Origin of the sequence: Burkholderia sp. RF4-BP95 (assembly GCF_001521985.1) — a bacterium.
Taxonomy (GTDB): Bacteria; Pseudomonadota; Gammaproteobacteria; order Burkholderiales; family Burkholderiaceae; genus Burkholderia; species Burkholderia diffusa.
The window spans coordinates 1-26,146 of sequence record NZ_LOSX01000009.1; the positions used below are offsets into that span (position 1 = coordinate 1).

The 26,146-nt window shown below is 61.1% G+C and carries 30 protein-coding genes; 17 read left to right on the forward strand and 13 right to left on the reverse strand.

The features are described from left to right. Nucleotides 1-72 precede the first annotated feature (72 nt). Both WS46_RS01760 and WS46_RS01765 read right to left on the reverse strand, forming a co-directional pair. Nucleotides 73-288 (reverse strand): hypothetical protein, encoded by a 216-nt coding sequence (locus WS46_RS01760; RefSeq protein ID WP_059689141.1) that lies wholly within the window; start codon nt 286-288, stop codon nt 73-75. Nucleotides 289-517: 229 nt separating this feature from the next. Further along, nucleotides 518-1,219 carry a nuclease-related domain-containing protein gene (locus WS46_RS01765; RefSeq protein ID WP_059534553.1) on the reverse strand — a complete coding sequence of 234 codons (702 nt, stop codon included), beginning with the start codon at nt 1,217-1,219 and terminating at the stop codon, nt 518-520. A gap of 424 nt (nt 1,220-1,643) precedes the next feature. On the opposite strand from WS46_RS01765, the gene WS46_RS01770 reads away from it, so the two are divergent. The 6 genes from WS46_RS01770 to WS46_RS01795 all read left to right on the forward strand — a co-directional run bounded on the left by WS46_RS01770 (nt 1,644) and on the right by WS46_RS01795 (nt 5,866). Further along, on the forward strand, nt 1,644-2,006 hold the full coding sequence (locus tag WS46_RS01770) for a hypothetical protein (RefSeq protein WP_059534555.1): 363 nt from the start codon (nt 1,644-1,646) through the stop codon (nt 2,004-2,006). Between the two features lie 113 nt (nt 2,007-2,119). After that, nucleotides 2,120-2,569: a hypothetical protein gene (locus tag WS46_RS01775; protein ID WP_059689159.1), complete on the forward strand. Its 450-nt coding sequence runs from the start codon at nt 2,120-2,122 to the stop codon at nt 2,567-2,569. Continuing rightward, nucleotides 2,557-3,399 carry a hypothetical protein gene (locus tag WS46_RS01780; RefSeq protein WP_059689142.1) on the forward strand — a complete coding sequence of 281 codons (843 nt, stop codon included), beginning with the start codon at nt 2,557-2,559 and terminating at the stop codon, nt 3,397-3,399. Before WS46_RS01775 ends, WS46_RS01780 begins: the two co-directional genes overlap by 13 nt. 11 nt (nt 3,400-3,410) lie before the next feature. Beyond that, entirely contained in the window at nt 3,411-3,965 is a 555-nt protein-coding gene (locus WS46_RS01785; protein WP_059689143.1) for a single-stranded DNA-binding protein, read from the forward strand. Between the two features lie 435 nt (nt 3,966-4,400). After that, entirely contained in the window at nt 4,401-5,543 is a 1,143-nt protein-coding gene (locus WS46_RS01790; protein ID WP_059534563.1) for a toprim domain-containing protein, read from the forward strand. Between the two features lie 95 nt (nt 5,544-5,638). After that, nucleotides 5,639-5,866: a hypothetical protein gene (locus WS46_RS01795; RefSeq protein ID WP_244139199.1), complete on the forward strand. Its 228-nt coding sequence runs from the start codon at nt 5,639-5,641 to the stop codon at nt 5,864-5,866. Nucleotides 5,867-5,910: 44 nt separating this feature from the next. On the opposite strand, the gene WS46_RS01800 is transcribed toward WS46_RS01795, so the two are convergent. The 4 genes from WS46_RS01800 to WS46_RS01815 form a co-directional block, all read right to left on the reverse strand. Next, entirely contained in the window at nt 5,911-6,165 is a 255-nt protein-coding gene (locus tag WS46_RS01800; RefSeq protein WP_059534565.1) for a hypothetical protein, read from the reverse strand. Further along, on the reverse strand, nt 6,162-6,317 hold the full coding sequence (locus WS46_RS35900; protein ID WP_168799608.1) for a hypothetical protein: 156 nt from the start codon (nt 6,315-6,317) through the stop codon (nt 6,162-6,164). The genes WS46_RS01800 and WS46_RS35900 overlap by 4 nt, the downstream gene beginning before the upstream one ends. Nucleotides 6,318-6,436: 119 nt before the next feature. Then, nucleotides 6,437-6,775 carry a hypothetical protein gene (locus tag WS46_RS01810; protein WP_059534569.1) on the reverse strand — a complete coding sequence of 113 codons (339 nt, stop codon included), beginning with the start codon at nt 6,773-6,775 and terminating at the stop codon, nt 6,437-6,439. Between the two features lie 9 nt (nt 6,776-6,784). Next, on the reverse strand, nt 6,785-7,789 hold the full coding sequence (locus WS46_RS01815; RefSeq protein ID WP_059534571.1) for a PRTRC system protein D: 1,005 nt from the start codon (nt 7,787-7,789) through the stop codon (nt 6,785-6,787). A 1,470-nt stretch (nt 7,790-9,259) separates the two neighbouring features. On the opposite strand from WS46_RS01815, the gene WS46_RS01820 reads away from it, so the two are divergent. Next, the gene (locus tag WS46_RS01820; RefSeq protein ID WP_059534573.1) at nt 9,260-10,390 is read left to right on the forward strand and encodes an integrase domain-containing protein; all 1,131 of its coding nucleotides are present in this window, start codon (nt 9,260-9,262) and stop codon (nt 10,388-10,390) included. 210 nt (nt 10,391-10,600) lie between these two features. Here WS46_RS01820 and WS46_RS33165 read toward each other — a convergent pair whose 3' ends face one another. The 7 genes from WS46_RS33165 to WS46_RS01850 form a co-directional block, all read right to left on the reverse strand. Continuing rightward, nucleotides 10,601-11,224, reverse strand: coding sequence for a cold shock domain-containing protein (locus tag WS46_RS33165; protein ID WP_082725238.1), 624 nt, complete (start codon nt 11,222-11,224; stop codon nt 10,601-10,603). Between the two features lie 43 nt (nt 11,225-11,267). Then, complete coding sequence (locus tag WS46_RS01825) at nt 11,268-11,939, reverse strand: Lar family restriction alleviation protein (RefSeq protein WP_059534575.1); 672 nt, start codon at nt 11,937-11,939, stop codon at nt 11,268-11,270. Between the two features lie 110 nt (nt 11,940-12,049). Continuing rightward, nucleotides 12,050-12,469 (reverse strand): hypothetical protein, encoded by a 420-nt coding sequence (locus WS46_RS01830; protein WP_059534576.1) that lies wholly within the window; start codon nt 12,467-12,469, stop codon nt 12,050-12,052. Nucleotides 12,470-12,522: 53 nt separating this feature from the next. Then, complete coding sequence (locus WS46_RS01835) at nt 12,523-13,770, reverse strand: DUF1173 family protein (RefSeq protein WP_059534577.1); 1,248 nt, start codon at nt 13,768-13,770, stop codon at nt 12,523-12,525. Further along, entirely contained in the window at nt 13,767-14,270 is a 504-nt protein-coding gene (locus WS46_RS01840; protein ID WP_059534579.1) for a hypothetical protein, read from the reverse strand. The genes WS46_RS01835 and WS46_RS01840 overlap by 4 nt, the downstream gene beginning before the upstream one ends. A 16-nt stretch (nt 14,271-14,286) precedes the next feature. Next, nucleotides 14,287-14,607 carry a hypothetical protein gene (locus tag WS46_RS01845; protein ID WP_059534581.1) on the reverse strand — a complete coding sequence of 107 codons (321 nt, stop codon included), beginning with the start codon at nt 14,605-14,607 and terminating at the stop codon, nt 14,287-14,289. Between the two features lie 24 nt (nt 14,608-14,631). Beyond that, nucleotides 14,632-15,072: a hypothetical protein gene (locus WS46_RS01850; protein ID WP_257129902.1), complete on the reverse strand. Its 441-nt coding sequence runs from the start codon at nt 15,070-15,072 to the stop codon at nt 14,632-14,634. A 468-nt stretch (nt 15,073-15,540) separates the two neighbouring features. Here WS46_RS01850 and WS46_RS01855 point away from each other — a divergent pair, with 468 nt between their 5' ends. The 10 genes from WS46_RS01855 to WS46_RS01905 all read left to right on the forward strand — a co-directional run bounded on the left by WS46_RS01855 (nt 15,541) and on the right by WS46_RS01905 (nt 25,920). After that, the gene (locus WS46_RS01855; RefSeq protein ID WP_059534769.1) at nt 15,541-16,329 is read left to right on the forward strand and encodes a hypothetical protein; all 789 of its coding nucleotides are present in this window, start codon (nt 15,541-15,543) and stop codon (nt 16,327-16,329) included. A 70-nt stretch (nt 16,330-16,399) separates the two neighbouring features. Beyond that, the gene (locus WS46_RS01860; RefSeq protein WP_257127704.1) at nt 16,400-19,531 is read left to right on the forward strand and encodes an SNF2-related protein; all 3,132 of its coding nucleotides are present in this window, start codon (nt 16,400-16,402) and stop codon (nt 19,529-19,531) included. Beyond that, complete coding sequence (locus WS46_RS01865; protein ID WP_306453735.1) at nt 19,528-19,773, forward strand: hypothetical protein; 246 nt, start codon at nt 19,528-19,530, stop codon at nt 19,771-19,773. The genes WS46_RS01860 and WS46_RS01865 overlap by 4 nt, the downstream gene beginning before the upstream one ends. A 273-nt stretch (nt 19,774-20,046) precedes the next feature. Further along, nucleotides 20,047-21,726: a PRTRC system ParB family protein gene (locus WS46_RS01870; protein ID WP_082725239.1), complete on the forward strand. Its 1,680-nt coding sequence runs from the start codon at nt 20,047-20,049 to the stop codon at nt 21,724-21,726. Nucleotides 21,727-21,804: 78 nt separating this feature from the next. Continuing rightward, complete coding sequence (locus tag WS46_RS01875) at nt 21,805-22,251, forward strand: PRTRC system protein E (protein ID WP_059534586.1); 447 nt, start codon at nt 21,805-21,807, stop codon at nt 22,249-22,251. Between the two features lie 8 nt (nt 22,252-22,259). Further along, nucleotides 22,260-22,478, forward strand: coding sequence for a PRTRC system protein C (locus WS46_RS01880; RefSeq protein ID WP_059534588.1), 219 nt, complete (start codon nt 22,260-22,262; stop codon nt 22,476-22,478). A 99-nt stretch (nt 22,479-22,577) separates the two neighbouring features. After that, nucleotides 22,578-23,717, forward strand: a complete 1,140-nt coding sequence (locus tag WS46_RS01890) for a PRTRC system protein F (protein WP_082725240.1) — start codon at nt 22,578-22,580, stop codon at nt 23,715-23,717. Nucleotides 23,718-23,735: 18 nt separating this feature from the next. Continuing rightward, nucleotides 23,736-24,461 carry a PRTRC system protein B gene (locus WS46_RS01895; RefSeq protein ID WP_059534777.1) on the forward strand — a complete coding sequence of 242 codons (726 nt, stop codon included), beginning with the start codon at nt 23,736-23,738 and terminating at the stop codon, nt 24,459-24,461. Continuing rightward, complete coding sequence (locus WS46_RS01900) at nt 24,458-25,093, forward strand: PRTRC system protein A (RefSeq protein WP_059534593.1); 636 nt, start codon at nt 24,458-24,460, stop codon at nt 25,091-25,093. The genes WS46_RS01895 and WS46_RS01900 overlap by 4 nt, the downstream gene beginning before the upstream one ends. Beyond that, entirely contained in the window at nt 25,093-25,920 is an 828-nt protein-coding gene (locus tag WS46_RS01905) for a PRTRC system ThiF family protein (RefSeq protein ID WP_059689144.1), read from the forward strand. The genes WS46_RS01900 and WS46_RS01905 overlap by 1 nt, the downstream gene beginning before the upstream one ends. Nucleotides 25,921-26,146: the final 226 nt, after the last annotated feature.

Consider the following 26,146-nt stretch of genomic DNA (forward strand, 5'->3'; position numbering starts at 1 on the left):
GCTGCTACGCATGGCTTCCAATCGTTGGGGAAACCGGTAACTCACGCCGTCAACACGGTATCGGCTCCACGCTTACACTTCCTCACTTTCCTGAATGATTGTTCTAATCAGACTGTCCGGCAGACCGGTGAACATCTCGCGGGCGGCGGTGGTGAGTTCAATCTGGTCCGGCACATGGGCGAAGGTGGCTTTCAATTCGAGATCGCCGTCCGCCGACGTGGCATTGTCGGGAACGGTAGGGTTGAAGTTCTCGTTGTCTTCGGGTTTCTTCGACGGCTTTTTGGACAAAGCGCTCTCCAGTAGAGGATGGGCCTTCCCTGGCACGGGTTCGGCGGATTGCCGGATCGGGTGACGCCCGTCCGACGAAAATGAGACCTGGCGGCCTGCACCAGCTTACGCGGCGCTTTTCGGCGCCAAGGGGCGAAAGCTGCACGAAACAATGTGTCTTTCGCCAAATCGCGCACGCCGACAAAATGAAACGGATTGTTTCAGTTTGTTAGAAAATGTAAGGGTGTGGTCAGTTGTTTACGGATGAATCTCCGGCAACTTTATGGCGGTGAGCCGATAGCGCCGATCCGGTCGGGTCGTCCACGCTCAGGCGGCGCACGACGCCCCACGCAGCCTGCACGTTGATGTTCGGATTTCCCGACTTCGCGTGTCGATCCCGTTGGGTACGCAACCAGTAGCCCAGATCGCGCAGGGTGAGGAGGGCAAGCGGGAGGTCGGGGGAGAGCGAGCAGTTGTCGTTCGCGAAGACGCCGAGGCCCTGGACGTTCCAGACGGAAGGCAACGTGCCGCGGAGGAAGGCAACCTTCGCCCGGTTTTGGCTGATCGGCGAGCGACGCTCCTCGAGCTTGCCGCTCGGCAGGTGGCACACGACCGTATCGGCGCTGCTGCCAGGCGCGATGGCGCCGGCCCAGTTCTTGGTCTCGATCACGAAGATGCCAAACGGCGTGACGACGAGATGGTCGACTTCGGCGGTCGGGAACTCGGTGCCAGGCGCGTGTAGCAACAACAGCGCCGTGGGGTGGACGTAGAAGTCATTGCCGCAGAGTTGTGACAGGATGCGGCGCAACTCGCCGAGCACGCGCGCCTCGCCAGCATCGCCCGATGCCTGGCTGCGGGTAACCGGAGGAGTCGATTGGCGACGGGGACGGGCCTTCGCGTAGTGCTTGGCCAGTGCCCAGACACCAGCTACAAGGATGAGAATCCAGAACATTGGGATGCGCCTCGGTTGATGAAGTGACGCGTCCAGTTTGTCTCGGATTTTTCGAAGTCAAGTTCCGGAGAAAGCTATACGATTTTCTGGAGCATTCTCGGTTTTGCCCCACAACTGGTTGCGTTCGGACAATGCAGCCAAAGCTGTACGCGATTGCCGAGCATTCCGCGTGCGCCGCGCATTGGTGCGGCTTACCCTACCTCTATCACGCGTTTCCGACGCATCGACCTACCTGAGCCAACCGGCTCTGCCGTTTCGCGGCTTGCCCGCGCCTTCCCTGCAATCGGCCCTGAGTGATTTCGTGCGCTGACCAACGAGGTCGCGGACGAAAGCGCTTCGCGCCGATTTCCTTGCTCGTTTCGAGCATCGAAACCACCGGGCGTTGTCCGGACATCCCCTTGTTCGATTTTCTCTGGAGAGAAACATGTTGAAGTCCCTGTTCAGCGGTGCGTTCAAATCGCCTGTCAAGCTCCTCGCTCTGTGCTTGGCGGCCTATATCGCCGCGCACTCGATCATCGTTTTCGTTTTTATGGCTATTGCTGCAGTTCACCACTTCAAGAGCAGTGCGAAGGGTGCCCCGCGTCAGTCGGATCGTGACACCGCGGATCGCCACGATGTTGACGAAAGTCCGCGGCACGCGAAGAGCGGCCCTGTCACGACGGCGAAAGCCGAAGCTCAGGCACCGGCAGTCTCGCAACGTCAGTATGCGAAATCCGCTGTTGTCATCCCCATCAAGGCTTCGTCGAACCGGACGAATGCCCAACACCTGAAAACGGGCACGAAGTAAGTCGCCCCTGTCCGCCCGCGCGAAGCAATTCGCGCAGGCGCCCCCATCTCCCACCGGGAACCACGTTCCCGGTAAGGGGAATGAGGTGCCCGGTTGATATCCGGAGCACGCTCATGAAACCGCAAGTAGCTGGATGGCAGCTCGACATGTTCGGCGGTGATTCGCCGATTCTCATCACTCGACCCAAACCCGATCCTTTGCCGGATCCCGATCGCTGGGAGCCGCACGTGCGGGAAAAGCTCGCCGAGGCCGTGGTTTTCTTCGCCCTCGACAGCCGGCATAGCGACAACGTCCCCGAGGCGTTGATCGACTGCGCCGAAATGCTCCATCAACGGCTGTGCAACCGACCGGTGGACAAGGTCGATTACTACGCGACGCTCGGCTGGATCATGGAGCTTTGGACGGGGGCGATTCCGTACTCGGTCGTCTGCGCACTCGGGCGTGTCCGACCGCGCGCGATGCAGGACGCGATCCGCGACGTTCCGTTGCTCAACTATGACTTCAACCGACTCAACCGCTGGTGTAGCGGTCAACTGTCGCTGGAGGCGCAATGGGCGGCGTAGCCATGTTCTTCACGCGCGTGCTCGCTCAGGCCTTCCCCGGCAGTCCGCGGGCATCGGCGTCGACGGTCGAGCAGCCTTCGTCAGCGTGCGGCAGCGCGAAGCCTGTTGGCACTGGCGCCGAAAATGAGACGCTCGTGACAATCGCGGGAATCGTCCATCTGTTCGTCGACGAGGGCGACTGTGTCGTCGAGTTCGTACCGGCATTCGATGACGCACCTGGCGACACGATGTTCGGCACGAAGATCCTTCCGGCGCTCGCGCCGCACTGGGCGATGTTGCAGCAGCACCCGGCCCCGCTGAAGGACGCGATCGCGACAGCGATCCGCCGCACAAGCGTACCGGCCACTGGCGCTATGGGTATCGCATCACCAACCGCAGATTCGGAAGCTCGATCGGCACGCTCGTCGGAGGGTGCGGAAACGCCAGCCGACGTTGAGCGCGAAGTTGGTCGCCAGACGTCTGTGGGTGAATCGAGTGGGTTCCGTTCTTCACGTCGAGGTAGCGATGCCGAAACGGGCCGTTCCGCTCCGGTCGAAGGCCGGATTAACGGCTGGGGCGAAGAAACCTTCCCCGACCGTCGACCAGGCAAATCTCGGAGCTATCGGTCGTTTGCCCTTCGCCTCGAGACGAGAGGGGGCGAACAGGTATTGCAGGGCGAGGGCCTGAAGGAAGCGATCAGCGAGTGTGGTTGCCGCGTTGGCGACCGCGTATCTGTCAAGCGCCTGCGCAAGATCAAGGTGCCGGCGTTCCGCAAGGAAGACGGTTCACCTATTTACAAAGATGGCCAGCAAGTCATGTGGGACAAGTGGCTGTGGTCAATTACCAAGTGAAGGAGTTCTAGATGGCATCTGTTAACAAAGTGATCATCGTCGGCAACCTTGGCGCCGATCCGGAAGTGCGATACCTGCCCAGTGGCGACGCGGTCGCGAACGCTCGAGTGGCGACAACCGATCGCTATAAGGACAAGGCGAGCGGCGACTACAAAGAAATGACCGAGTGGCATCGCATCTCGTTCTTCGGCCGATTGGCCGAGATCGTGAGCGAGTACCTGAAGAAGGGTAGCTCGATCTACGTCGAAGGCCGCATCCGCACCCGCAAATGGCAAGGCCAGGACGGGCAGGATCGTTACTCGACCGAGATCGTCGCGGACCAGATGCAGATGCTCGGCGGTCGTAATGGTGGCGGTCGCAGTGACGGCGGCGGCAATGGTGGCGATAACGAATTCGAGCAGGGTACGCGTCGTCATGCGAGCGCCCCGGCCTCGCGACAGCCGTCCGGTCAACCGCCGGCAAGCACTGCGGCGCGTCCGCAACGCTCGGCGCCCCCGCCGGCCGAGACGCAGTCGTATGGCGGTGGTGGCGGTTTCGACGAGATGGATGACGATATCCCGTTCTAGGATCAGACCCTATTTAATTCGGTCCGATTCAAACGCGATCCCGAAAGGGCTCACCATCCCGATTCTCGCTCCCGTTTTCTCTCACCTATAGCGTGCGACGTGCCTTCGGGCACGTCACACGCCGTCTTCCTTCCCACCCGCAATTCCCTGTTCCGCTGACGTTGCTGAACCAAGCCGACGCGCCCGCGCGCGGCTTCGTTGAGCAAGCGTTTCCGCGCCTGTCTCAGGCATCGAAAAACCCGCAGTCCAACTGGAGAGATCCGTGAACGTGAAGTGTTTCTGCCTTTCGTCCCGCTCTGGGCTCTCCATGACGCGTCGATTCGACGTGCCGTTGGAGTCCGCGGCGGTAGGAAGGTTTGTTGATCCATCTGTGCTGGCTATCCGACCGGTGGCGAATGCACGCGTTTTCGCCGTTGTGCGAACGGAGGACGAATCATGGGAGAGCTGAAGAAGCTGAATCTCGCGGCCATCGACTGGCCCAATGTTTTTCCGCACTACATCGACAGTCGATTTTTGAACGGAAAAGGGCGCTGGTGGACGTGCCCGCTTTGCGATGGGGAAGAGACCTTCCGGCTCTATCCCGCCGAGAAAGACCCCCGCGGTGGTTGGCATTGTGCGCGCTGCTTGAAGGGCGGTACCGGCGTACAGCTGATTCACGAGGTGACCGGTAAACCGTATCGCGAGATCTACTACGAGCTCGGAACCGGCAACTACAACGGTGGTATTCCGGTCGCGGTGGTCCGCAAGGCAAAGCCGGTCCCGGTCCGGCCTGAAAAAAGCGACGAGCAGAAGTGTCGTGAAATGCAGGCCGCTTGGGACGGCGCCGCTCCGGTGACGGTTGATTCGTTTGTCTGGACATACCTATCGACGCGGATTCCCGGGCTACGGCTCGAGTGGATCGGGCGCGACGTGCGCTGTCACCCAGGCTTGGAGTACGTCGACGCCTTCGGCAAGAAGCAGGGGAAGTTTCCCGTGATGCTTCAGCGCGCGCGATCGCAAGCCGGGAAGCCGCGGCGTGTCCATCGCACCTACCTCACGGCTGACGGCGAGAAGGTTCCGTTTCTCACGAAGAACGGGAAGCCGCGAGCGAAGCTGGAGATGAGCGCGCCGGCCGGTAGTTTCGGTTCGTCGGTGCGGCTCAACACGACGCGCTCTCGCACGCTAGCGCTGGTGGAGGGCGCCGAGACTGGCTTTGCGGTCGTCGCACGGTACGAGAATCGCATCGAGGTCCGCTGCCTGTTGAATTGCGGTGGCCTGGAGCATGCCGATATCAACTGGAACGACTACGACTACGTGATCATCTACGCCGATCGAGACAAGGTGGATCACCGGCGCGGATTCAGGCCGGGTGAACACCATGCGCAGCTTCTTGCTGATCGCATTCGTGCGCACGGCAAGCGCGTTTCGATCGTGAAGTCGGTGGTTGAGGGCGTGGATTTTTGTGACGTGTGGAAGTTGCAGTACCAACGGCGGGCGCAACAGCGTGACCATGTGCGCGCTAGGCAACTGGCGCGTGAGGAAACGCGGAAAAGGAACCTGACGCGGATCCGTACCAGTGGGATGTGCGCAGCAATGTGACTTTGGCGCCGGCAGTAGCCGGCATTCTTTTTTACTTACCCGGTGGGGATACGTCCCCTCCGGGCCGTATTGCGCCGGGCCACATCACGAGGTGAATGATGGGCTCGTTTCGACTGGTGCTGGATGAGTTTGAAGTGATCGAGGTGCCGCCCAAGGTGGCCTCAGAGGGGGCAGCAGACCTTTCCGAAGGTCCGCGCTTCGACGTGATCGACCGGCTGCTCGAAGGCGACGATCGCTACATCCTCCGGGATGAAGCGTTCCAGCCGGCGGTCGATTTTTGCATGGCGTGGCTCGAAGAAAAAGAGAAGAGCCGAGCGCACTAAACTTGAAGACAAGCGACTCCCCTCGGGAAGTCGCTTTTTTTTGCTTAGTCACCCACGATAACCAGGACGAGAAGGAGGATGAGCCTGAATACTCGCCACGCCCCGGCGGCCCAAAACGTGCCGATCGCGCCAACAAGAAGAAACAGACTGGCGATGTCGCCCGCGCCGTGGTTGTGCATGAAAGCGCCGGCCATGAAGATCAGCGAGTACACCAAGACCAGAATGAAGCGGCGCAGGACAAACGGGAGGGCTCGGAATCCACGGATGATAGTGGATGCGGTGCCGGCGACGGCGTTCATTGCTCGTCCTTGGCATTGGCCATATGGGCGTGCCATGCCTCGACGCAGTATTCGGCAGCAATCGCGGCGGCCGCCACAGCCAGCCAAAAGTAGGGGGATGCGAGCTTGTGAATCAGTTCGCCGTTGCGAATCCACTCGATCAGTTCCAGCATCTTCTTCTCCTTATCTATCGGTGCAAGACGTGGCACACGTTTTGAACACCTACCTCGTACAGCAATTCTCTCAGGTCTGTACAAAAAGCAAGCTGCGAAAAAAACGAACCGACGGACTGTCACGCCCATGCCCCGAGCTGATCGTGAAGCGAGTCGTCAAAGTCCACGCCGTCAAGGCTCCCATCGCCAACGCTGAGTACCTGAAACGAGTCGCTGTCATGTGCGCTGGTCGCGCGCGCTGGCGTAGCCTGCGGTGACGCGGGCGTGACGAGCGGCGCGGCCACTGCAGGGGTTACGACGCGCACCTGCCCGGTCAATTCCTGACGAATCGCTGATTCGGCCAACGCTTTGAGGACGGCGGCCCGGCGACGGGCCGACGGACATGCGCTCAACCGCTCGAACAGCAGCGGCGACACGAGCTCGTTGATCGTGATGGTCATCTCGATCTTGTCGCTCATGCCCCCTCCTTACCGGCGTTCGCGAGCGACGCTCGATTCCCCGACCAGCAGGAACCCGCGAACGTTCGCGAGGCACGGCGCGTCGATCACCTCGATGACGACCCGCGGGAACGCTTGTCGGATGACGGACGCGTAGAGTGCCGCGCCTCCGCCGGACAGGATGATCGATCGAACGTTCGCCAGACGGCCGACGTTGTTTTGCATTTCCTTGACGACGCCCGAAATCAACGGCTGCGCTTTCTCGAGATAGGGCGCGAGGTCGATGTCGTTTCCATAGAAGAAGAATGGCGTTTGCTCGCGCAGCGCTTTGTCGATTCGCTCGATGTCCTCGACCGCGTCGCCTTGGTCGCGCGCGATCAGTTGGGCGATGCGCTGATAGATCTGCGATGCGCCGCCCGGCATGCCGCCGCTGCGCTTGTCGTCCATCGCGAAGCCGCTCGCGTACACCCAGTCGGTCGTGAAGTAGCCGACGTCGACGACGAGATGTTCAACGTCGCGGCCAAACTCGCCTTTCCGGTTGCTGGAGGCAAGGACGAGCGAGCCGAGCGGCTGTGGGATCACCATCACCTTGTCGATCTTTACGCGGCCCGCGCCGAAATCCAGCGTGCCAGTGAATCGCTCCATCAACGCGCCCGCGTACTTCTTCAGGTTGTGAACCGGCAGGCCAAGCACCAGGCGTTCGACATGGGTCACGCCGGAAAAATGGATAGCGCCGAGGAGCAGCGCGGCGTAGTTGTTCGTGAGAATGTAGTCGTCCGCCAGCGCGCGACCCGTGTTGCCGTATGCGGCAGTCAGGGAAACGTCCGGGCCGACCTCGTACTCAACCTGGTCGATCACGATGGTGGCCACCTTACGGGTGGTCAGCACGCTGTCGCCGTAGCCGGCGATCGAACGACTCGCCGCAAGCGGCGACAGCGACGGAAACATTCCGGAGGCAACGGCGTTGTTCGCGGCACGGTGTGCGTATTTCGTATTGCCGTAGCCGACGTCGATAGCAAAGACTGCAGTTTTCAAAGGCGACTCCTTTGGTCACTGGTTCATGGAAGGCGAGCGCAACGTCGAACCCGGAGTCGAACTTCGGCACAGCCACTGCACCAAAGTCCTAGATAAAGTCGGACATTGAAAACGGGCCGTTACCGAAGTCGGACATATAGTGGGAGATTGCAATGGCGAGCCCTTGAATCTCCCGGATAAAGTCCGAGATTGCGTGATCCAGTCTATCGAGCGGTACGCATAGTCAAGTTTTGGAAAGCGGCGCACTTCCCGCCAGCTTTCGCGCGGCCGAGCGTGACAAAACCGCCTATTCTGGGCATCACCTACCGCGTCATCGACGCATCGAACCCGAGCGCCAGGCGCTCACACTCCCCCTTCCGGCCCGTCTTGGGCCTCCAACGCAGTGAAGTGTCCGGGCCGCACATTGACGCGGCCTTTTTCTGAAGTAAATCAAGTACACAGTGGTCCACCTTGAGGACCCCTGGACAGTGCGATATCCATACGATCGGCGGCGGTTTGCCGCAATGGGACGCAATGAGGACATGTGGACACCGGACAGCGGACAGTCCACGCGGCCTCGATTGCGTCTGCTCACGCCCTTTCAGCGAACGAGCTGGGTGCGTTCAGGAAGCCCGATACACCGCGGCGGACATGAACGTGCTTGGGGGCGGGGGAAGTCTTGCGAACCGGAGAGACCGGCGTCGCGATTCCCTGATTGGAAGAACGAACGGTAGGCGCAGCCGTAACCCAAATGCGCAACAGGAATTGCCCGGCACGTAGCCCGGCGCCGGCGACCGCGAGGTTCGTCGACGCCGAGACGCGCAAGCGTCAGGCTGGCAGGGTAGCCACGAAGCTGGACTGGGCGGTTCGAATCCGCGCAGCGCGTCCGACAAGCGGGCGCGACATGAACGGCGACGGTTTTGCGCGAAGCGCGGACTGCGTCGGTCATGCCAGCGGGATGGACAGTCGGATTGCATGCTCTTCCCATGCAGCGGGCTGATCGGATGGAATCGCTAAAGGACAGGAAGCAGCAAGACCGCGCCGGCGGATACCGGCGCAGCCACTCGCGCGAGCGAGGGCGAGAGAAGTGGCCGTTGTTGCGCCAGGTAGGGGCGGGCAACGGACGGCAAAGGTGAACGTCTATGGGTTCGCCGCGAGCAATCCAGATCGACCCGCGCCGACTGACGTGGGGAGCGATTGCGCGTAGCGGACACCGTTGGCTGACCGAAGATTTGCCGCGTCAGTGGAATCGGCGGGACATGGGCAAATCAGCGCCGATCGGTTCTTGACCGCGAAGGCGCGCATCGTAGGATGGGCTCGCGAATGGGAATCGGCGTTGGCCCCGTAGATCGAGGCCGACGGTCTCGCGGAGCGCGATCGGTGGGCGGTCATTGCGGAGGAATGCGTTGGCCGCGCACGATCGATAGGTTAAAAGAAGTGGCGGGAGTGTTCCGCCAGATGTGAGCGGCGCCGGCCGCAAGGAGTAAGTGTATGGCTGCGATCCTCAACGTTCGGGCTGTTGTGGGCCGCTATCGACTGTCGCCGGAATTTCGCGATGCGCTGCTGGTGCTCTTCGATCAGCACGTCGCAGAGATCCACAGCACGACGCGGATCAGCAAGCGTGCGTTATCGATCAAGACGCAGGAATATCGCGCGACGGCGATCTGCAAGGCATTCGTCGAACTGCGCGAGGGTGGCTTCGCCCTTCAGACGCCGTGGTCCTTGAAGACCAAGCACATCGAGTACCTGGTCGACCAATGGGTCAAGGCTGAACAGTCCGGCGGCACGATCGAGAACAAGCTCACCTACTTGCGAGCGCTTGCGCAGTGGCTGGGAAAGGCGAACCTCGTCGGCACGCTCGGCGATTATGTCGATCGCCGTGAGGCGGGCCTCGAGCGCAGCTATGTGGCGACCGAGGATAAGTCGTGGGTGGCGAACGGGGTGGACGCGGTCGCGAAGATCGCAGAGATCGCGCAGACGTGTCCGTACACCGCCGTGCAACTCAAACTGCAGGCAGCGTTCGGGCTGCGTGTCGAGGAGAGCTTCATGCTGCGCCCGGTAGAAGCGGTTCGCGATCCGCATATGCTTGCGGTGACTCGCGGAACCAAGGGTGGGCGGCCGCGGGAGGTGCCGATTGAGCGGAAGATCGCGACCCTAGAAGAAGCGGCCCGCCTGAGCAACGGTGTCACCGGGTCCACAATTCCCGTCGGCCGGACATTGAAGCAGTGGCGCGACTGGTACTACTACGTGCTCGGCAAGCATGGCGTGACGAAAAGCGGCATCGGCGTGACGAGTCACGGACTGCGTCACGAGTATCTGCAGACGCTCTATGAGCAGGTGGCCGAGGTGCCGGCGCCGATCAAGGGTTCGTCGTCGCGGCCCGATCCTGCCGCGCATGACGAGGCAAAGCGGCGGGTGGTCGAGGCTGCCGGGCATAGCCGGGTGTCGAAGGCGAATGCCTACTTGTCGACCTTCACCCGGCAGGCCGAGCTGAAGAATGCGTTGCCGACCGTCGATGAGGCGAAGGCTGCGCTCGAGGCGGCCTGTGGGAACAAGACACATGCTGCTGGTGCGTTGGGCATTTCGCGCCAAGCGTTGTATAGGATTCTTGGGGCGCGATAGGGAAGCGCGGATAGAGCGACTGCGTCGGCGATACGCGCGAATCCCAGCGCAATGATCGGTTTGCCAGAATGCACCTGAAAATCGGAGGTGATACGGGGATCGCGTCGAGCCACGACTCGATAGACTGAGTGTGTCTCTCAGGTTCTGGCACAGGCCCTCGGAAATCGCTAGAACCCTCGTTAAGCCGGCGCAAGCCGGCTTTTTTTTTCTTCAATGCGAGCGCCGTCGAACACTGCGAACGACTGCGTCGAGTATTGGCTTGATGTGCTGCGCGAGCTTCGGGTGCACATGGAGGAATCGTGCGAGCGGAGGCGATACCTGGTAGTACGTTCGGATCGCCCATCGGCCCGGCTTCGTGGTCCGGAGGACACTGTCTCGGAATCCACGGAGAGCAAGGACCTCCGGTGCGTCGTAGTCGCCATAGACCGCGGACGCAATGAAGCACATGCCGAACCGTTTGAACGTGGCTGCGCAATACGGGCAAACCGAGCGCTCCGGCCGTCCCCGGTGCGTGATGATCCGCGGGACCATCTTCTTCTTGCATGCAATGCATTCGACGCGATCATCGCGATGTTGCGAGGCGGGCGCTCGCGATTGTCTTTCGACGATCCGCACTTTGGCCGCGCGCGTACCTCGATTGTTTGAAGTCGCGTCGAACTCGACTATGTCACCGTCGCGTGGCGCCTCGGCCCCGATGACGTCGCTGACGTGAAAGAAATAGTCGGTGGCTGCTTCCCCGTGGATAAAGCCGTGGCCCTTATCCTTCGAGAACCACTTTATGGTTCCTCGCGTGGTTCTGGTTTTGTAGTTGGTTGGTCGAGTTCGTAATGATATCCGTCCGGCGCCTGGTCGCCCGACGTGTTGTGGCGTTCACCAGCTACCACCGATCTCGGTCGGGCATCGCGTCCACCGCGATCGCGATCCGATCTTCGAAAAGGAAATCTCGATGCTCGTTCGGCGAGTGGATTTTCGGGAACTGGACATAGTCCTGTCCGTCGACCTCGATCCACTTCGCCAACTGGACGAGTTTTCGATATCGTGCTGCGTCTTCGAGTACCGGTGCGATCGGCCACGTATCGAAGGTGACGACGGTCGCGTCGATAATGCGCTGCGCCAACATCTTGAAGATCGGACCAATCTCGTTCCAGTCTCCTTCTACGCGGGACAGCATGTCGAGAACCAGCTGCGTATCGCAGGCGCCGAGCTCTCTCTCGATCAGCCTTCGCAGGTCCTCATCCGTTGCCTTCGGTCGATTCAAGCGCCGGTTCCATGTTTCGGCGCAGCGGTCTTTCGCGGCCGCTTCGTCGTCGCCGACCGTTTCCCACTGCGTCGACATGCCGCAACCCGTGCAATAGATGCAGACCAATGGTTCGGTCAGCGGAGCCTCGGGCGGGCGGGGAAGTACGTCACCGATGTTCGGGGGGCCGCCGAAACGGCCGAACTGGCTGAAATCGAATCGGCGATTCTCGTCGCACTCGACGAGTCGTTGCGATCGGCCGACGGTCGGCCGGCCGCCACAGTGCTCACATGGATAGAGCTGTTCGATCATTTGTCGGAAGGTTGTAAGTTTCTCGTCGCCGGCATTATTGCTGTTTTTGCATGCCGGCAAAACCGAGAAAAGCGCGAATATTCCTTCCGGTAATTCCTTACTCGTCTGAATTAATCGCGTGAAGCCCGTAGTTCCGCAACGCGAATAAGGGACAGGAGCGAGTCGGTGGACGTGTTGGATGTGTCGCTTGATTCGGAGGATGCGACGACGATCTGGCCGGAATCGGTAGGAAATACTCGTCGCGCGGAGTGAAGATCGTCGACGAACCAGAAATGCCATGCCCGCGCGTAATGCCACCAGGTGCCGGCGCGTTCCAGTTCGTCCCATGACGCGCGGAACTCGAGGATGGCGCCGAAGCTCGTGAAGACTGCACACCGCAGTCCGCGAGCGTCGGTCACCGCGACGGCGAGCTGCCGGCCGCCGGAGAAAGAGTCGGGGTGGCGGCATGCCATGGAGAGGGCGGGAAACTGAGGACCCCACTGATCGGTGCGGGAGACCGCGCGATGGAGGAAAAGCGACTTGCCGTGCATAGGCGGCGTCCAGGTTGAGAAGATGCCTTCATCTTGCCGGCGTCGTTGCAATGTCAAGGTCTGGCGCTTCGTCGCGCAATAGGAGGGAAATGGACATCGACCAGCTGACACCTGTCGATATCCCACTCCACGGCCTGGATTCCGCGCGCCATGCGGAGACGTTGCTTTTCCCGCTTGCGATCCTCGTACTCGGCAACGCCATTCATGCCATAGACCTCGATGTGGGTTGGTTCCGCGGTGTCTGTTAGGACGAAGTCCGGCAGCATGTCGGTGCCTTCATTTAGCCGGATCGGCTTGTCGAAGGCGCGGCCTTCGGCAACGAGCCGATTTGCCATAGCGACTTCGTGGATGGAATCGCATGTGATGTACGTGGACGAGCAAAGCATTGCTGCGAGATCGACTACAACGTGATGGCCCTTCGGTGTGCGCTCGATCACGAGAATCGCGACAACCCGGGCATTGCGGTCACCGAACGCGCGCGTCGCGTGGCTGTATCGCTTCTCGGCGAGCGCGATCAACTCGCTATTGCAGTAGTACCGTTTTGCGCTCTGTCGCAATGTGATCGAGCGGCCGTAAGGGGTCACGCCAATTTCCGCGATCTCGCCGACGACCAGACCACGATGGTTCGTGCCGTCGCGCTGTCCAACGAGTGTGAGGAACGCGTCGAATTCGGCGTTGATCGCGGCGCGGTCCGCTTCCTGGAACCTGCGCATGACGTGCAGGACCTTCTCGGCGGGTTCGCCGTTGATCACGGCGTCGCTGACCTCGGCGAGGACACGCGCATTGCAGACGCCCCAGTTCCGCGCCCGATCTACGCCAGACCAGCGATTGAGCCCGGCGACTTGCCAGAGTGCCTGCAGGAAGCCGAGGAGTGGCGCCGAGCGGCGCGACGTAGTGGGCGCGCAGGCTTGCCGTGGGCCCTTTGATACTGCACCGACAGTGCGCTGCGTGAGGGCGATGTCGAGCTTCGCTCGCAACCCCGCTGCGGTGGCCACGATGCCCGGCAGCGCCTTTCCGGATTCGCTGGTCCCGTCACTCGGATCCTTGTGGAACGAACAGGACTGGCGGTCGTGCATCGGGCCTTCTTCGGGCCAGCCGGCGAGGTGTAGCAGGCTGCCGTATCGACGAATCTGGAGGCGCAGTGGCGCTGCGGCGCCGCGGCATAAGCACTGCGCGTAGCCCGGGTTGATCTTCGCGCGCTCGAGCTGACGGAAGAAGGCGGCGGGGTTTTCCTGGACGTCGTCGAGCGCGATGGCGATTCCCGAGAACGAGACCTTGGCCGGTGATTTGTCAGTCGTCATGGGGCACTCCGTTCAGATGATCCGGTGCTGTCGATGGCTTTGCCGTACCGTGCCACCAGTCGATCCGCTCCCGGTGTCGAATTCACCACGGGTCGTTCGGCGCGTCGCTGCTCGACGATGCGCAGATCGATCTTGGTCAGGGTCTCGATGGATACGGAACCTCGGACGAGATACTCGACCGCGACTTCTTCCTTGGCCCACTCTGGAATTAGATCGCTATCAGCAATCGCGCCGAGCATTCGATCGGTGAGGGTGTCGCGGTAGATTGCTATCCGGGATGCGGCACGGGACGCAATGGAAAACGTGACGATCCCGGTCGGAATGAGTGCAGCCGCAATTGTGGTATTCCGACCAAGCCCGGAAAGCGTGATCAGCGACAGGACGCCGAAGCCAGTGATGATCATGCCGGCGATCCGAACTGCATATGCCGATGAGTCTCGTTCGAGTTGCATTGCGAGGCGGCCGAGTGTAATGCCACCCGTTGACGGAATGCTGTTCATGGTTGTCGTGCGTGGTCTATATCCATTCGTTGATGGGGGGATGCGAAAGCCGCGGCGGGATGTACACCGTTCCGGTGTCCTTGTCGATCAGCAGCCACTGCCCGTTGGTGAGCCGTTTCACGTGGCAGTGCGGGTGACGCATCTGCATGATTCGCGCGGCGCGGCCGCGCTCGTAGCGCCGAACGGTTGCCATGACGAGTCGGACGGTACTCGCGGCCGCTATAAGCAGCCCGGCTATTGCCAGGATCGCGAGGCATGACCAGGCCCTGCTGCCGCCGAGCTGGGTGACCAGTCCGGTGGCGATTGCGGCCAGCGCCGCTAAGGTCGAAGAGAACACGATCGAAAGCTGAAGCGTCCGGTTTCAGCTAGCGAGTCGCCGGCGAAGCGCGGCGCGATCGCGGCCGAAGAGCCCGAGCCCTATCGCGAGTGCTGCCGGAACACTCACGACGATCGCATAGGCCCACCAGAGGCGTTCGCCAAGATCCCGAGCCAGTGCCGCGATCGGCCGCTGCTCGAACCCTTTCGACTGGCAGATCGGAGACGCCGGAAGCGCATGGTCGGGAATTTTGTCCTTGCATACTTGGATCGAAAGCGAACCGGGCTGCGCGGGCGGGTTGTTCGCTGTTTGCGCCGCGAACTCCAAGATTTCTCGTGGAATCGTCTGAAACGAGAAGTTGCTGTACAGCGCGAGAGCGCCGCAAAGAATCACGCTCGGAAACACGAAAAAAATGTAGAAGGCCCATTTCCCCACGAACAGGGTGTGGCTGGCGAGATGGCGGGCGCGGTCCAGAGGAGCGCGCATGGATTGGCTGGTCATTGTGCGGGTGCCCGGTTGGTTTGACGGGGGCGGCGGATGCGCCCACCACAACCATGCAGCCGGTGGGGACTGGAGATGGCTGAGAAAGCGCACTATTTTTCTGGAGCTTTCTTCCAAAGCCCCCTCAACCGGTTGCGTCCACCCCCCCCTGTTGCCTAGAAATTGAGCATCTGGCTGACGGCCCCGGCTCTACAGGGTCTGCGGCGGTTCTCCACAAGGTTGTCCAACGTTTTTGGGGAAAACTCGCTCGCGTCGACAGAGATGAAAGCAGTACGCAAACAGTTGTCATTTCCACCTTGTGGCCCGAAATGATGCAGCTACGATCATCGGGCACTCCGCGTCTTCGACGCATCGACAACCAGTCACCTCGCGTGGCACCAAATCTTCCTACACAACCCGATCGGGGCATCCCCGGTCTGGGCGGTGCTCCGTCTTCTACTGGTGGAGCACATCATGTACAACGCTTTGATCGAGCAGTTCAAGTTGGCACAGGCGACTGCGGCCGATGCCTATCGCGCAGTTGCGGGGGCAGAAATCTCCCTGTTTCCTGGCTTCGAAGATTACGAGCGTGCCACACGCTCGCGACACGAATACAAGGTCGAGCGAGAGTTGACGAAGTTCTGTGTCGACCTCTCCGAAGTGGTCGTGAGAGTCGCGCGGCGTGAAGTGGCGCCCGCCGGCACGCGGATCGAGATCGACCGGCCCGCCGAGTTGGAAGCGGCAGGTATCGATATCGGCGACGCCATTCGATCGGGCACAACGCCGGATCTGGACGCATTCTGGTTGCATCTCAAGCAGAAGTTCGCAGGAGATGCCGGCGCATCGATCGCCTACCAGCAGGCAGCGAAGGCAATCATCGACGGGCTTTGGCTGAAGCCGACAACAGAGATGAAGCGCACGAACAGCGGCATCGTGATCGAGGCGTCGGTCGGAAGCGAAGCCTCTTTCAGCAGCAGCGGTTGGCGTCGCGTTAGCTGCTACTCGCAAAGCCGCGTTGCAGCACTGGTGACAGGTCTCACGACGTTTGCCGTGAAGTCTGGGTGTGCGGCACTTGCAGGCGAGCTAAGGCATTGTCGCCTCGTGAGTGACGAGTATCGCTCGCGAGACAAGGAGAGCTTCACCGGTCTGGAAATCGTGCGCTACAACGACAAGTGGCAATTCAAGTTCGCGCACGCCGTCGGCGACGCACTGTCGATCTTCATCAGTGAGTTTGGGGCCGAGCATCTCGCATCGCGCGGATAGTACGGCACCTCCTACCTTCTTTCTTCGGCCCGCCTTGGCGGGCCGTTTCTATTTCTATCGAGAGATTTTCATGCAAATCGCGTTTGATTTCGAAGTAAGCGACTGGTACGCTCCGTTGCGAGCAATGCGAAGCCTCGGTTCGCTAGATGCTGGCGTGGCTCACCACGGGGAGTTGGCCGCGGCACGACGGCGTCACCTCGGGCAGTTTTTCACGCCGGACGCAGTTGCCAAGTACATGTGGGGATTCGTCGAGCGCTTCAATCCGAAGCGCAAGGTACACGTTCTCGACAACTCAATCGGTTCCGGCCGGTTGCTTCAGTTCTGCGATCCCGAGCGGCATTCGATCTACGGTGTCGACGTGCACGATCCTGCGGTGGCGGCATGTCAGTCGGCATTCGAGGAGGCGGGCTTCAAGGTGTCGATTCGTCGAGCCGGGATGGAAGAAATTCGACCATCCGGATTTGACGTTGCGATGATCAATCCGCCGTTCTCTCTGCACCTCGAGTCGCCGCACCTGTATCCGTTCGAGTGTACGACGATCGGACGATATGGCCCGAACACCAGTGCGTCGTCCCATGACTATGCCCTGGCCCAGGCGCTAAATGCCGCCAATGTGGTTGTTGCCTTGTTACCGGCGACGATGGCCGAGGCAATCGCGGGCGCGACCCTCGGTAAGCCGCACCACTATTACGGTGCGGCGAAAAGATTGGCCGGCTACTTCGAGCTACCGGACGACGCTTTCCAGTTGGAAGGAGCAAACGTTCGCACCGCGGTCCTTGTGTTCGATCGATACCGAACGCGTCCGGGTGACTTCGTTCGCACGGCCGCGGACCTCGGCCGTCCCGCGCCGATCCTGAGCCTACATTGGGAGGAGCGGTCGTTCGACCGGCCACGCCTGCAGCTGCAGACCCTCGATGATTCAACGCCAGCAGTTACACGGTCAGTAACTGGAGACACCCGGGTTGCCGTCGCGCATGACGGTCGTTGGATCCGACTGGGCTTCAAGTGCGGATTCATCGAGGCGATGGTGCTGAATGCCATCTACGAGCATCGCATTTTCTCGACGGATGGGCATCGGTTGCCACGTGGGTTCCGATATGCGGGGCAGGGGCTGCTCGACCTGGAGGTGTATCTGGTGCAGGACGATCCGCAAGCCGCCTTCGAGAGGCTGCTCGAACGTATCCGAGGCGCAGGCGGGGACCCCAGCGTCGCGCCCGGCCTGCGAGAGCACCTGGCCGTGCGGTCCCGGCGATCACTGCGTCAGCAGACGCCGTTGCGGCACGTCGTGTATACGGCGGGAGCTGGATCGGCGACGTCGGTGGTTGGCAGGGCGCGTGCGACGCATAAAGTCGATGACCGGATGTGGGCGAGTCCGCTCATCAAGGCCGGAGACGAAGTGGCGTTCGAGCGGGAAGACGACGGCGCGTACGGGTACGTATTGAAGGGCACCAAGTACCGCCTCGCGCTCGACGAGCTGAACGCACGATTTGTGGTTGAAAACGTCGCTCAGGGGTGGGAGGTCGTCCACGAAGGGTTGGCGGCGCGCTTTCCTGATCACGCCGCGGCGCTTCGCACTCGCGTCAGTGCACTCGGGATTCCCACGTGGTTGGACTGGGAATTCCAGGTCGACGATTTGATCGAGACGCTGATGAAGCCGTCTGGATGTGTGATCGCTTGGGAGCAGGGCTGCGGCAAGTCGCGACTCGCGCTAGCGCTTATTCTGGCGGCGGGTGTCAAGCATGGGCTGATTGTTGTAGAAGCACGCCTGGTTTCGGAGCTGTTGGCCGAAGCTGCACTGACGCCGATCGGTACGGAAGAAATCAAGGTTATCGAGTCGCCCGCCGATCTGGACGATCTGCGCCGCTTCAACCTGATCTCGTACGAGCGCTTGCGCATGGTGGTCGATCCGTCGCAGTCGAGACGGGCGACGTATGCGCACCGCCTGCGGCGTCGAATTGGCCTGCTGGTCGCCGACGAAGGGGAGCGTCTTGCGAACCCGACAAGCGACCAAAGCCGGGCGCTGTGGCGATTGTCGGCACGCCGGAGGTACGTGCTGACGGGAAGCCCAATTCCGAATTACCCGCGAGACGCGTTCGGCCTGATCGCATTTGCAGGTGGTGATGGGACCGCTGCTCAACCATACGGGTATCGTCGCGGCTATCTCGAACAGAACTGGCTCAAGTCGGTCGAGTACGCCGATCGTGGCATAGATCGATTCCGAGACGACTTCGTCGTAACGGAGTGGGTCACGTGGCAATTCGCGGAGAACCTGCAGGATGGGGCGAAGCGCGAAGTTCCGAAAATCGGAAATTTGTCGCTCTACCGCGCGATGCTCGCGCCACACCTCAAGCGTCGCTTGGTGTGCGAGCCGGACGTCGCGAAATACATCCAGATCGAGGTGCCCGAAGTTCACGTTCACACCGTGGACTGGGAGCCGGACCATCTCGCGATGTACCTGCGCGCGGCCGACGACTTCGCATCTTGGTACCGAGATCGCCAGAAGGACGGCGTGTCGTGCAATCTGGTGACGATCCTCGCGAGAATGCGGGCGGTGCACTTCGCCGCAAACTATCCGCAGTACGGGATGGAGGGTATAGAGCGCCGAAGTGGGCTGACCAGCAAACAGCGCGCCGTGATCGACCGGATGCGGGAGATTGCGGCCGAGGGCAAGCAGGCGATCGTTTTTGCCGAGAACCCCGGCGTGCTGAATTTGATTGCACGTGAGCTCGACGCGAGCAAGATCGACACGGTGCTGTTCCATGGCGGCATCTCGATCGCCAAGCGAGTGAAAGCAAAGGACCAACGGTTCCTCACCGGACTCGCGACGGGGCTGCTCTCGACCAAGGAGTCGGGTCGGGCAGGCTACAACCTTCCGAACGCGGACTATGTCTTGTTCTACGACCGGTCATGGACCTGGCGTGCGGAGTACCAGGCGATGCGGCGGGCCTTGCGATGGAATCGCAAGGGACGGTTGCGGGTCGAGTACTTCCACTTGCCCGGAAGCATTGACGTCTATCAGGACCAGATGGTCGCGCACAAGCGTGACGCGATGCAGGCGAGTCTGGACTGGGCAACACCCGAGCTCGAAGACGAGGCGTTCCTGCACATGGACACCTTGTTGGACGCGTTCGTCGAAGACGTTGCACGGCTTCACGGCGAGAAGACGTACGACATGCGTAAATTGTTGAAGGAGGCAGCATGATGAAAGCAGAACGAAGCGTGTCTGTTTCGATTGGTGACGGGGTGGTGACGATCAAGCGGGATGGGTCGAGCACTGCAACCGTTGCGGGTGTTCTCGGAAAGGTGACGAAGGGCGACGCGGAAGTGATATGCCTCGACCGCCTGGTTCACCAACCGTACGAGACCGAGTTTGTTGGATGGAAGGTCAGCGGCGCTGTCACGACGTTGCTCAGTCGCTCCTTCACTGGAGAAGGTGCAGCATAGCGTTCAGAGGAATCCCCCTCGTTCTTTTACTCAGGCCCGATCGTTTGATCGGGCCTTTTTTTTCGATCACCGCGGGTATCGCGCTGCGCAACCGGTGAAAGCTGGCTCGTTCTTTCGGGCTTTCCGCTGAGCTCCCGAAAATACAAGCGGTATCTTTTCCTCATCTACCGCGTCTCTGACGCATCGACTCAGCTGGCGCCGCCGGCATTCCTTTCCAACCCCATCGGGAACCACTCCCGATCGGGGGCAGGTTCCCTCTTCGGAGAACCTGACATGCAACAAACCCCTCTGCAGCAACCTACTATCAAGCTCGGACGCATCAAGCTGGGCCGGAACCCTCGCACGTACTTCGATGACGCCAAGATGGCCGAAATGAAGGCGTCGATCTCGGCGCGCGGTGTTGATACGCCGGTTATCGTCCGTCCCCTCGACGACGGATTCTTCGAACTCATCGCCGGCGGCCGTCGGTACAAAGCCGCGCTCGAGACGCGCGGCGATGACTACGACATGCCGGTGAACGTCAAAGACGTGGATCCGGTTGAGGCGGAAGAAATCGCCTTCACCGAAAACATCCAGCGTGACGACATGTCTCCCGGTGACGAGGCAGTCGAGGCGGCGCGCCTTCTCGGCCGCTGTCAAGGGGATCGCGAAGAGGCTGCCAGGCGGATCGGCTGGAGCCTTCCCACGCTCAACAGCCGTCTCGCGCTGCTGAACTGCAGTAACGAAGTCCTCATCGCCCTGAACACGCGCCAGATCCTTCTGGGTCACGCGGAGCTGCTTGCCGCGCTGTCCAAAGAAAATCAGGATCGCGTGCTTCCGGTGATCATCTCCGAGAAGAAGTCCGTGACCGACGTCCGAAAGCTCGTCGAGAGCGCGGCATGCTCTCTGGCCGCCGCGATCTTCGACAAGACCGATTGCGCGGCGTGCCCGCACAACTCGGCGATGCAATCCGAGATGTTCGGCGAGTCGATCGCGACCGGTAACTGCACGAATCGCCAGTGCTACAACGGGAAGACGGACACGCAGCTCGAGGTCACGGCCGCGGGTTTGCGCGACGAGTTCCCGACCGTGCGCATCGTGCGTGCTGGCGACAATCACACACGGGTTCAACTCGCAGTCGACGGGGTGAACGGCGTTGGCGCCGAGCAGGCGAAGGCGTGCCACGGCTGCCAGAACTACGGCGTCGCGGTCAGCGGGCTGCCGGATTCTCTCGGCAAGACGTTCCGCGGCCAGTGCTTCGACACTGTGTGCAATATGCGCAAGGTTGCGGACCGGATCACGGCTGAGAAAGCGGCGGCGAAAGCTGCGACCTCTGACGCCAAGGGTTCGTCCGTTCCGACTAAAGCAGCGGGCAAGAGTGCATCGAGCTCCGATGCCTCCGCGCCGGCAGCGGTAACCGTGGTCGCCGAATCCGACCGGGTGAAGCAATACCGTGAGGCGCTGTGGCGGAAGGCACTGCGGCGCGACGTCGGCAAAAATGCGGCGCTCGCTCGACAGTACCTGATCGCAATCGTCCTCGCGGGCTATGCGCGTCAGATCAAGGACGAAGTTTTCCGATCCGTCTCCGAAAAGGTGACGGACGAAAAGGCTCCTGCGGCCGATCTCCCGAAGGCTCTTCTTCTCGCTTGTACCACGTCGAATGAGCAGGCAGCGATGCTGGTCACCGGCATGTTTGTCGCAGCGATCGAAGGTCTCGACGTCACGTATCTCAAGCAACTCTGCAAGCACCACAACCTCGACCTGACGCAATACTGGAAGCTCGACAAAGAGTTTCTGGAACTTGTCACCAAGGCCGAGATGATGGTGATCGCGGATGAGCTCGGGCTGCGCACGGCGATGGGCGACAACTTCAAGAAAGTCTTCTCGAAGTCGAAGGCTGATGTCATCACGGCGTTGCTCGCCGTTGAGGGTTTCACCTATGAGGGCAAGCTTCTGAAGGTCCTCAAGTTCTAAGTAGCGGGCGGCTCATGATCGAGCCGCATCAACATTCTGCGCCGCCTCGTGCGGCGCATATTTTTTCTGGAGATTTAAATGTTTCAAGCACTCGAACCGCTGCTTCGTTCTGCGGAAAAGCTCGTCTTGTCGCTGACGATGGATGGCGAAAACATCGTCGTGTTTTTGACGCCGGCAGGTGGCAAGGACGCGATGCTGCGGCAGCCGTTGATCCTGAAAGCGACGGCCGCAGAGCTCGATGAGGGCTTCGCGGCGGCGATCAGCAGCTTTACCGCTGCGCATCAGTCACTCGGCGATCAGGTGGCGGCGACCAATGCGATCCTCGAGGCCCAGCAGCAGTCGCAGGCGACGAAGGCGCAGAAGGCATTGTCGAAAGCGTCGAAGCCTGCGGCCACGAATGCGGCCGTGGACGAAGACGCTGACGCGGATGAGGAAGCGGCCGGACTGGCCGCCGCCGCGCCCAGGGTGACGCCCCCGGCCGACGAGAAGCCGGCCGGCACGGATCTGTCGTCGTTGCTCCTGTGAGGTGAACCATGGCGATCAGCATTGCTGCACTGGTACGCGAGTTCACCTACAACGGTATGGCTCTCATGGACCCCGGACCGGCTTTCTCGGCGGACCAGGTGCGTGATCTGTACACCGCCCAGTATCCGGAGCTGACGACCGCCGCGGTCGACGGCCCCGAAATCAAGGGCGAGGTGGCGCACTACAAATTCGTTCGCGCAGCCGGTGCCAAGGGCGCCCATGCGTAAGGACGATCTGCTCAAAGCCTTGTCCGATCCGGACAACGGCTTCAACCAACAAGAACCGCCCGGATGGGCGGTTTTTTTTCACGACGACGAGGTTTCCAAATGCTGTTCGGTCCTCCGGGACTTGATTCACGTCTCGTTGACGTCGACGGCCCGCAGTGGGAATCGACGCGCGGTTCAATTGCCCGACGTGGATCTGCCCATGATTTTCTGACCCTGCCGACGCTTTCGGATCGCGTCCCCGTCGCTGGGATGTACCGGTGGCGCACCGAGATGGATCTAGCAGAAATGGTGAAAACGCACTTCGTCGACGGCCCGCTTCGCGCGGCCGACGTCGAAAGTCCTTCCGGCGCGTTGGATGCTTTCAAGCAAGCCTTCATGGCGTGGTTGGGACGTATCGGGATGGAGACGCGGAACATTTCCTACACGCCAGTGCTCCTGGATCGAGCGACGGTAGTGGAGATGGTCGAGTGCCGCTGCAATGGGGACGAGTCGAACCTGGAGTCCCCGCTGTATCTCGCGTTGGAAATGGTGGACGAGGAGGTGTATTCGCTCGAGAAGTTCGCTCCGGCGGCCGAGCGGGTTCACCCCTTGTTGCTCCCCTCGGCGCTATCGGTTCTCGATCGCGTCTCGTACCGTACGGGGCTTATCCGGACGCCCGGATGGTTCCTGTGCCAGTTTGCTCGCTTTCACTGGGAGTACGAGGAATCAGCAACTGACGAGGAGGCGATCGAGTGGCTCCGAGAAATGTACGAGGACGACGAAGAGTCGATCGCTCGGCGTCTTCCCAGTGTCGTGCGTCCGCAGATCTATCCCGACTCCGTCCGGAAACCGGCGAAGGTGACTGGTCGGCGCTCGAAATCGAGTTATTTGTTTGAGCGCGAGTTGTTAGCGTTGCGTACATCGACTGACGGCGAAATGGCGAACGTCTGTACTGAGCTCGCCACATTGTCACGTCTTCTGCGCACCGCCGGCAAACGACATCTTCTCGGAGAGGGTGTCGATGGGCAGCCGATCTATGCGTTGGCCGCGGTCGTCATCGACGAGAACGCTCTCATCGGTGAGCTTCTCGACGATCACTACAACTACGCCCACCAGGGTAGCGAAGAAACCTACTACAGCACCTTCATCCCTTTTTCCACGCGCAGCGACGCCATCGCGGAGCAGTACCGCGATCTTGCACTCGGTTTCCGAATGCTGAAGCACGTCGATCGCCTTTTGCAGGCGTTGCGCTCTATCTGAATGAGTCAAGGAATCCATATGTCTGAACTTGCTGCAGCAGAGGTAAAGCGAGCCGTTAAGCTCGCTTCCGCCATCCTTTTTTACGCGGGTCAATCGGGCAATCAGTTCGCCACCGTCCATGAAATCACTCACGATCGCGGCGGTCGGCCGCTGATTGGCGCAGGTCGACCAGTGAATCACAACGCGTTGCTCAATGCGCTGTTCCAGCTCGACCTGAACGCCGCCCCGAGGTCGGAGTTTCTGCCGTCGAACGTTCTCGGCACGTCCAGCACGGGTGTTACGTGGTGGAGTCCGCCGGCGATGCGCCGAGTGTTCTTCGACTGCAGTGAGTTGGGTGTTCGCTCGGCGGTTGTTCCGCATCCGGGGCTGGTGTTTCAAGCATCGGTTACGGGCTTTCGTGTGTTCTCCGTGAAGACTGCCGATCGGCCATCGGCCGACACGCCGCTGTTCGAGCCACCGTACTTCAACACGTGGGACGGCGGCGAGATCTGCATCGGCACTGCCAAGGTACCCACCCGCGTCGAGGTGAAGGCGATTGGCGGGTGGGAATCGGCCTTTTTTGAGTCGGCCTTCACCCATCCAAACCAAGGCTCCGCGCGGGTGAAATATAAGCGCGGCGTGTTCGCATTCTGGCGCGACATGCTGGATGGCAAGTTCGGCGAGGCGTTTCCGCTGAAGGTTCTGGTGCCGACGTCGCGTACGGCTGGGACGCTTGTGCGTGGTGGAAACGGAGGTGGTGTATGAATCCGATCGATACTGTGTTGCACCAGTCGTTCCCGGCCGTCATGGTGCCGTCGCGCGAAGTGGTCGAGCCGATGGCGCGGTTGGGAGAGCGTTTGCTGATCGGTGGGAACGGGGTGTTCCTTGAGGTCGTCCGGCCTTGGATTCGAACGGTGCGGCGCATCGCGATGTACCACGAGTTCACCCCGGTTCCATATGGGGAAGTCTCGGAGGTGACGGAGCTGCGCTGCGGGCCCGTGCCACCGGCGCTAATCGCTGAATTTCATGCGATGACGCGGGTGGCGTTTCCGAACGAGATCGGCGCCTGGATCGTCTGGAACCAGAAATCGTGCGGGTTCCGATTGATTCCGTTGCGTCCGTTGTCTCACGGGCCGTCACACCTCGAGTATGAGCGGCCGAGTCTCGCCGATGGGGAATCGCTGGTCGTCGACTGTCATTCGCATGGACAGTGGCCGGCTTACTTTTCGATCACCGACAACGACGACGACCGTTACGACGTGAAGTTTGCGTTTGTGCTGGGCAACTGCGATCGGCAACCATCGCGCGTGCTTCGGCTCTGCGTGAAAGGGATCTTCGAGAACTTGCCGGACGTACCGGAACCTTGGGCGGCAGCAATGGCCCGGGAGGTTGCGTGATGAGTCAGCCCATTCAGCATCGCATTCCCGTGGACATGGTGCGGGCGCCGTGGAAAGTAGTGGCTGTAGGCGCCGGCGGAACGGGAAGCGCCTTTCTTCCGAGCCTCGCGCGGCTACATCACGCGATGATCGAACTGGGCCATCCGGGCGGGATCGAATGCACAGTGTTCGACGACGATACGGTAAGCGAGACGAACGTCGGTCGGCAGGGGTTCTATCCGAACGACGTCGGCCAGCACAAAGCGCTTCTCATGGTGAATCGGCTCAACAACCTGATGGGCACGCGGTGGAAGGCGGAGCCGCGACGGGTTGATTCGCGGGTGCGGCTCGACGCTGACCTCGTGGTGGGTTGCGTGGATACGCGCCGGGCGCGTCATGCGATCGTCCAAGCGGCGAAGCGGGGTAAGGTGAGGTATTACCTCGACTGCGGCAATGAGACGGATCGCGGCCAGGTCATTCTTGGCGAGTTCGGCCGGGCCCGGCACGACAGATTGCCTCACGTGGGTGATCTGTTTCCGGACCTGCTGAACGCGCGAAACGACAAGGACGACGACACGCCTTCATGCTCGATGGCCGACGCTCTGCGCAAGCAGTCGCTGGTCATCAACCAGGCGATTTCGGTCCAGGCATTCAATCTGCTGTGGACGCTCTATCGGACGGGATCGCTGTCGTACTCTGCAGTGTTCGTGAACCTGGCAACAGGAAGAACGAACCCGGTGCCCATCGATCCGATGGCTTGGGCGCGCTTCGGGTATGACCCGCCAAAGCCGAAGAAGTCGCGGCCTAGCAAGGGCGTGGACCCGATGGACCCGCATATCCCGTGGTAGATTGCCAACACAACTTCAACCAGCGCCTCCCGAGTCATCGGGCGGGCGCTTTTTTTTCGTCCAGAAGAAAGCGTGGTGGTTTTCTCGACGATTCCGGCGGTTGATGGTGGCGCGCCGGCCTACACTGAACCTGTTTCTCGCGCGTCTGCGCATCGACCCCTTCGCATCGGCTCTGTCCGTGCGTATTTCTCTCACCGACCATGCGTCGGCTCCCCTGTCAGGGCAA

Coding starts and splice junctions, on each gene's coding strand:
- WS46_RS01905 (WP_059689144.1), top strand. CDS start 25,093: ATGAGTCAGCCCATTCAGCATCGCATTCCCGTGGACATGGTGCGGGCG.
- WS46_RS01865 (WP_306453735.1), top strand. CDS start 19,528: ATGATGAAAGCAGAACGAAGCGTGTCTGTTTCGATTGGTGACGGGGTG.
- WS46_RS01785 (WP_059689143.1), top strand. CDS start 3,411: ATGGCATCTGTTAACAAAGTGATCATCGTCGGCAACCTTGGCGCCGAT.
- WS46_RS01880 (WP_059534588.1), top strand. CDS start 22,260: ATGGCGATCAGCATTGCTGCACTGGTACGCGAGTTCACCTACAACGGT.
- WS46_RS01890 (WP_082725240.1), top strand. CDS start 22,578: ATGCTGTTCGGTCCTCCGGGACTTGATTCACGTCTCGTTGACGTCGAC.
- WS46_RS01875 (WP_059534586.1), top strand. CDS start 21,805: ATGTTTCAAGCACTCGAACCGCTGCTTCGTTCTGCGGAAAAGCTCGTC.
- WS46_RS01810 (WP_059534569.1), bottom strand. CDS start 6,775: ATGAGCGACAAGATCGAGATGACCATCACGATCAACGAGCTCGTGTCG.
- WS46_RS01820 (WP_059534573.1), top strand. CDS start 9,260: ATGGCTGCGATCCTCAACGTTCGGGCTGTTGTGGGCCGCTATCGACTG.
- WS46_RS01900 (WP_059534593.1), top strand. CDS start 24,458: ATGAATCCGATCGATACTGTGTTGCACCAGTCGTTCCCGGCCGTCATG.
- WS46_RS01765 (WP_059534553.1), bottom strand. CDS start 1,219: ATGTTCTGGATTCTCATCCTTGTAGCTGGTGTCTGGGCACTGGCCAAG.
- WS46_RS35900 (WP_168799608.1), bottom strand. CDS start 6,317: ATGCTGGAACTGATCGAGTGGATTCGCAACGGCGAACTGATTCACAAG.
- WS46_RS01825 (WP_059534575.1), bottom strand. CDS start 11,939: ATGATCGAACAGCTCTATCCATGTGAGCACTGTGGCGGCCGGCCGACC.
- WS46_RS01780 (WP_059689142.1), top strand. CDS start 2,557: ATGGGCGGCGTAGCCATGTTCTTCACGCGCGTGCTCGCTCAGGCCTTC.
- WS46_RS01855 (WP_059534769.1), top strand. CDS start 15,541: ATGTACAACGCTTTGATCGAGCAGTTCAAGTTGGCACAGGCGACTGCG.
- WS46_RS01790 (WP_059534563.1), top strand. CDS start 4,401: ATGGGAGAGCTGAAGAAGCTGAATCTCGCGGCCATCGACTGGCCCAAT.
- WS46_RS01870 (WP_082725239.1), top strand. CDS start 20,047: ATGCAACAAACCCCTCTGCAGCAACCTACTATCAAGCTCGGACGCATC.
- WS46_RS01850 (WP_257129902.1), bottom strand. CDS start 15,072: ATGCGCGCTCCTCTGGACCGCGCCCGCCATCTCGCCAGCCACACCCTG.
- WS46_RS01835 (WP_059534577.1), bottom strand. CDS start 13,770: ATGACGACTGACAAATCACCGGCCAAGGTCTCGTTCTCGGGAATCGCC.
- WS46_RS01775 (WP_059689159.1), top strand. CDS start 2,120: ATGAAACCGCAAGTAGCTGGATGGCAGCTCGACATGTTCGGCGGTGAT.
- WS46_RS01860 (WP_257127704.1), top strand. CDS start 16,400: ATGCAAATCGCGTTTGATTTCGAAGTAAGCGACTGGTACGCTCCGTTG.
- WS46_RS01840 (WP_059534579.1), bottom strand. CDS start 14,270: ATGAACAGCATTCCGTCAACGGGTGGCATTACACTCGGCCGCCTCGCA.
- WS46_RS01830 (WP_059534576.1), bottom strand. CDS start 12,469: ATGCACGGCAAGTCGCTTTTCCTCCATCGCGCGGTCTCCCGCACCGAT.
- WS46_RS01795 (WP_244139199.1), top strand. CDS start 5,639: ATGATGGGCTCGTTTCGACTGGTGCTGGATGAGTTTGAAGTGATCGAG.
- WS46_RS01770 (WP_059534555.1), top strand. CDS start 1,644: ATGTTGAAGTCCCTGTTCAGCGGTGCGTTCAAATCGCCTGTCAAGCTC.
- WS46_RS01800 (WP_059534565.1), bottom strand. CDS start 6,165: ATGAACGCCGTCGCCGGCACCGCATCCACTATCATCCGTGGATTCCGA.
- WS46_RS01895 (WP_059534777.1), top strand. CDS start 23,736: ATGTCTGAACTTGCTGCAGCAGAGGTAAAGCGAGCCGTTAAGCTCGCT.